The sequence below is a fragment of the Burkholderiales bacterium genome, assembly GCA_013695435.1.
Taxonomy (GTDB): domain Bacteria; phylum Pseudomonadota; class Gammaproteobacteria; order Burkholderiales; family JACMKV01; genus JACMKV01.
In genome coordinates, this window is sequence record JACDAM010000032.1 from 1 (window position 1) to 3,995 (window position 3,995).

Genomic DNA, 3,995 nt, shown 5'->3' on the forward strand with positions numbered 1-3,995 from the left:
CTCCACTGTCCACCGCTTCAAATCACGGCCGCGCAGGAAGGGTTTGATAATTTCAGCCGACTTCGGATCGTCGGCAATTAGTCGAGTCCGGATTGCGCCATCGATAATGAACGCTTCATTAAAGCCAGTCGTTATGCCGCGATAGAACGGCGATCCGACATACTCGCGCAATGGTCTGCCACTGGCACATATCCGTTCCAATAAACGGCGCTTGAGCGGTCGCTCCAACTGCCAGCCGCTTTTGTCCAATTCCGCTTGCGGCACAGGAAAGGCAGAATCCGCGAACACCTGCGGGAATTGTTCGATTGGCTGTTCCGGCATCCAGTTAAGGGCGAGCACATTGTCATCCTGCGCCCGCGTGGTGAGGGGCTCTGGGCGGCGATTGGCGATGACTATGGTCGGGTAGGCAATGGCAGTGAATACGGCCGCGTCGCCAAAATCGATAATGCGCCTGAGGCGCGTATTCCGGTTCATCCAGTCGCGCAGCTTTTCGCCGTATTTCGCGCGATACCATTTGTTGGAGGTAATGAAAGCAAACGTGCCATGGGGTTTCAGTAACTTCACGGAGCGCTCGTAGAAAAAAACGTAGAGGTCGGCGGTGCCGGTAAAGCATTCGTAGTGCGCCTTGAGCCTATCCTTGAGGTGCTTGATTTCCTTTTGCTCGACGTACGGCGGATTGCCAATGACTACATCGAAGCCCTCCCCCAGCTGGAACATCCATTCCGGATCAAAGAAATTCGCGCTAGCGTTCTGGTCAAACGGATTCCAGTGCACGAGTTGCCGGGCGGTACCCGCAGGCAGGAAACGGTTTTCTTCCAGCAGTTGCGCAAGGCCGTCGCGCAACTCGACGATATCGTCGCGCCACCTGCGTTTGCTCTTGCTGGTCCGCGCCGCGAAGTAATACTCGTTGGCGGTACCGAGCTTTTTTTCCCTTTCATCGATTGCCGGATCGCGCAGCCGCAGGTTTTCGACCATGCCTTCTTGACGCGCTCGATGGGCATCAGGCTATCGGCGGCGACGATCTTGGTTTCCAGATTCGGCAGCGCCGTGATGCCCCAGTTGTCTTTCGACTTTTCCACTTCCTGGCTCACCACCAGCGCGATAAAGAAACGCAGCTTGGCGATCTGCACGGCGAAGGGCTGGATATCCACGCCGTGGATGCATTTCTCGATCAGGTAGAGCTTGCGCGTGTAGTCGGCGTGTTTGGCATAGGCGAAGTCGCGGTCGAATTTGGCAAGCGCGGCTTCGGCTTCTTCCAGCCTGCCCTCGCGCAGCACTTCGTCGGGAATCCTCTTCGCTTCGTTGAGTTGCGCTGCCAGCGGTGCGCGGTTTTGGGCGCGCCACAGGGCATTTTCCGGATCGAGCTTTAGAGCACGCGCACCAGCTTTTGCAGCATGCCCATCGGGAAAGCGCCCGAGCCGCAGGCGGGGTCGAGGATTTTTAGTTGCTCGATCGCGGCGATCAGGGTTTCCGTCTCGGCGGCGTTGAACTGGTGCGAGGTGTCGGCGTAGGAGAGGAGGTTGCGCAAGCGCATACCCGTTTCGTCATTATGACGAACGACGGCGTCCGACGTAGCGGGCGCCTTCCAGGTTCTCGCCTGCGCGGGAACGACAGTTAGAGCGAGCTCGCCGGGCATGGCACCGAGGTTGAGGATTTCGTTGACGGCCCGGGTCGCGGCCCATTTACTCGCGCCCCCTTCCGCGCTTTCGGTGGGCGCGGGCTGCAGGGCACCTCGAAATAAGCGATCAGCGCTTCATCCACCATGTAATCGACCACCTCGCGCGGCGTGTAGAACGAGCCGGATTGCTTGCGAGCGGTGGACCTGGTGTCTTCGTTGTAGCTTGCAAGCAGGTTCTCGAAACCTTGCCAGCAACCCGGGATCGAGTGCTACCTCAGCTTCTACCGGAGTATTTTCTTCGACGGTGAATTTGTAAGTCGAGAATATGTCGAGCAACCCGCGCACTTCGTAGCGTTTACCGCGGGTACCCAAATCGGCATTCAGATCTGCCTGCGCCTCACCGCCGAAGAAAAGCTTGTTGGGTACGACCGGCTGTGCGTCTGTACGGCGAGAGAAGCCATCCACGCGCAACACCCAGCCACTCCCTTCCTTGCTGGCGAGTTCCTTCAATTCCGGATTGCGCAATAAGTCGCGCTCGGTGAGTTCGCGATCGAGGCACTCGAACAAGCCGCCGTTGAGGAACGGAATCGTCGAGAAAATATTCAACGCGGCATCCGCATCGCGGAACACCGGCTTGTAGCGGTAGAACGAATGGACCAGCCGATCGTTTTTCATGCCCGCGCCGTGGTCCGCCCATCGCCTGTTTTCTTTGCCGTTGGCGTCCCGGCCGGCCTCTACGCTCAGGGTCGCGAAAAACAGGTTTTGCACAATGGCCAGGTAGTAGCTGCTGTCTTCAGCGTTCAGATCGGGATCGGAGTTCAGCAGCGTCTTGAGGCGCGCGCGGTCGAACAGCTCTTCCGGGATCAGTCTTTTTTCCTTGGTGAACCAGACGAAGATCAAACGAGTGAGCAGGCGTATCGCTGCGACGGAGGGATAACCTTCCCTGTCCAGGGCTTGCCCCTTCGGAAAAGCCATATGCTTGCGGTGCCCAGAAATACCAGCAAGCCAGTTTGGCGTAGAAGCTTTTGTTGAGCGTCTGGATCGAGAGCGCGGCGATCCAGGCGTCGTATAGCTCGCGGAAGTTTGCCGGCCGGTTCCTCCCGCCCAGATTTTTCAGAGCGAGGCCGGCAAGAATCTCCAGGTGCGCACGATGAGGGTCGTTAAGGCGCACATCCTTGACGACCGTGATGCGGTTATCGATGACGTCGCGCGCGCTGTCGCGGAGGTTCGCTCGCCGGTCAATCACCGACAGCGAGACAAGTCGGCCATGCCTGAAGAGAACGATGGCGGGCATCGGGAAGCGCCGGTTCAGTTCGCGCGTGATGGCCGCAAGATCGGCGCGCAACCAACTTTCACCCCGCAACTCGATTGCCAAAAAAACAAAGGATTCGATCAAGCCGGGCGCCATCTTGCTGTCGGCCCCCGCGTGGAGTCTGGCCGAGCGCCAGCAAGGGTCTCTCGTCGTTCGTCAACTGAAAAATGAACGTGCACGACTGCCAGCGATCCGCCTTCACTTTATCGCGGCTGATTGGTCCGAGTTAGGGCTTGAATTGTTCGATGCTTCCCAGCAATGCCTCTGAAGTGTTCCCCAAATCGGCCGTCTTGCCGCTGACGTAACCGAGTCCGAAAGCAGCTTCTTCGAGGCGGTGCTAAGGGAGGAACTTGTAAACGACCTGAGCGCTGCACGAATAGCCTCGCGGCGAGCGACATCGGTTGCGGTCATGGGCAGCGCGCGCTCCTAAGCATCCTGATACCAGTTTTCCAGCTTCAATCCTTCGATCCGGCCGAAATGGCTGGTGTTGTTGGTCACGAGCACAAGATTTTCGGCGATGGCATGGGCGGCGATTTGCGTATCGAGAATGCCGATAGGCTGGCCGATGCGCTGCAGATGTGCCCGCGCCCGCGCGAAATGCTCAGCAGCCGTCCGTGTCCAATCGAAGCAAGGCACGGAGGACAGGAATATTTTCACTACCGTTTGGAGGCGGTTCGCATCGGGGGCGAGCGCAAGACCGAAAAGCAGCTCGGCTTCCGTGATTACTGAAATGGCGACATCACCCGCGCTTAGCGCATCGCGGCAACGGTCTTGGAGGACAGGGTTTTTGCCTTTGAGGAAATAGCTCGCGGTATCCGTATCGAACAGATAGCGGATCATTCGATCTCGTGAGCGAAGGGATTGCGCGCGAGTTCCACCGGATTATCCCGCTCGGCCAGGTAGCTCTCCGGCACGACGCCTTCGTCGATCAGTTGAAACAGCTCATGCAATTGGTCGAGAGCAGGTATGGGCGTGAGGGTAATGACGCCTGTCGCTTCGTTCTTGCTGATCCAGACTTCATCCCCCGGTAACCGGAAAGCTTTGGGCAAGCGGACTGCCTGGCTG

7 protein-coding genes are annotated in these 3,995 nt (G+C 58.3%); 1 reads left to right on the forward strand and 6 read right to left on the reverse strand.

What is annotated here, in order from left to right:
* A partial coding sequence (locus H0V78_01605; GenBank protein ID MBA2350512.1) for an Eco57I restriction-modification methylase domain-containing protein occupies positions 1–975 on the reverse strand: 975 nt, incomplete at its 3' end.
* A 179-nt stretch (positions 976–1,154) separates the two neighbouring features.
* Here H0V78_01605 and H0V78_01610 point away from each other — a divergent pair.
* Positions 1,155–1,370 carry a hypothetical protein gene (locus H0V78_01610; GenBank protein ID MBA2350513.1) on the forward strand — a complete coding sequence of 72 codons (216 nt, stop codon included), beginning with the start codon at positions 1,155–1,157 and terminating at the stop codon, positions 1,368–1,370.
* On the opposite strand, the gene H0V78_01615 is transcribed toward H0V78_01610, so the two are convergent.
* From H0V78_01615 to H0V78_01635, 5 genes are all read right to left on the reverse strand, one after another.
* Positions 1,367–1,534: a hypothetical protein gene (locus H0V78_01615; GenBank protein ID MBA2350514.1), complete on the reverse strand. Its 168-nt coding sequence runs from the start codon at positions 1,532–1,534 to the stop codon at positions 1,367–1,369. The two genes, H0V78_01610 and H0V78_01615, sit on opposite strands and share 4 nt — an antisense overlap.
* Before the next feature lie 219 nt (positions 1,535–1,753).
* Positions 1,754–2,518, reverse strand: a complete 765-nt coding sequence (locus H0V78_01620; GenBank protein ID MBA2350515.1) for a hypothetical protein — start codon at positions 2,516–2,518, stop codon at positions 1,754–1,756.
* A complete protein-coding gene (locus H0V78_01625; protein MBA2350516.1) occupies positions 2,412–3,014 on the reverse strand; it encodes a hypothetical protein in 603 nt (200 codons plus the stop codon). Before H0V78_01625 ends, H0V78_01620 begins: the two co-directional genes overlap by 107 nt.
* Positions 3,015–3,356: 342 nt before the next feature.
* On the reverse strand, positions 3,357–3,770 hold the full coding sequence (locus H0V78_01630; protein ID MBA2350517.1) for a type II toxin-antitoxin system VapC family toxin: 414 nt from the start codon (positions 3,768–3,770) through the stop codon (positions 3,357–3,359).
* Positions 3,767–3,979 (reverse strand): AbrB family transcriptional regulator, encoded by a 213-nt coding sequence (locus H0V78_01635; GenBank protein MBA2350518.1) that lies wholly within the window; start codon positions 3,977–3,979, stop codon positions 3,767–3,769. The genes H0V78_01630 and H0V78_01635 overlap by 4 nt, the downstream gene beginning before the upstream one ends.
* Positions 3,980–3,995: the final 16 nt, after the last annotated feature.

What these genes read in the sequence shown, in the direction of transcription:
- H0V78_01615 (MBA2350514.1), bottom strand. Translation starts at nt 1,534, where the DNA reads ATGCGCTTGCGCAACCTCCTCTCCTACGCCGACACCTCGCACCAGTTC.
- H0V78_01630 (MBA2350517.1), bottom strand. Translation starts at nt 3,770, where the DNA reads ATGATCCGCTATCTGTTCGATACGGATACCGCGAGCTATTTCCTCAAA.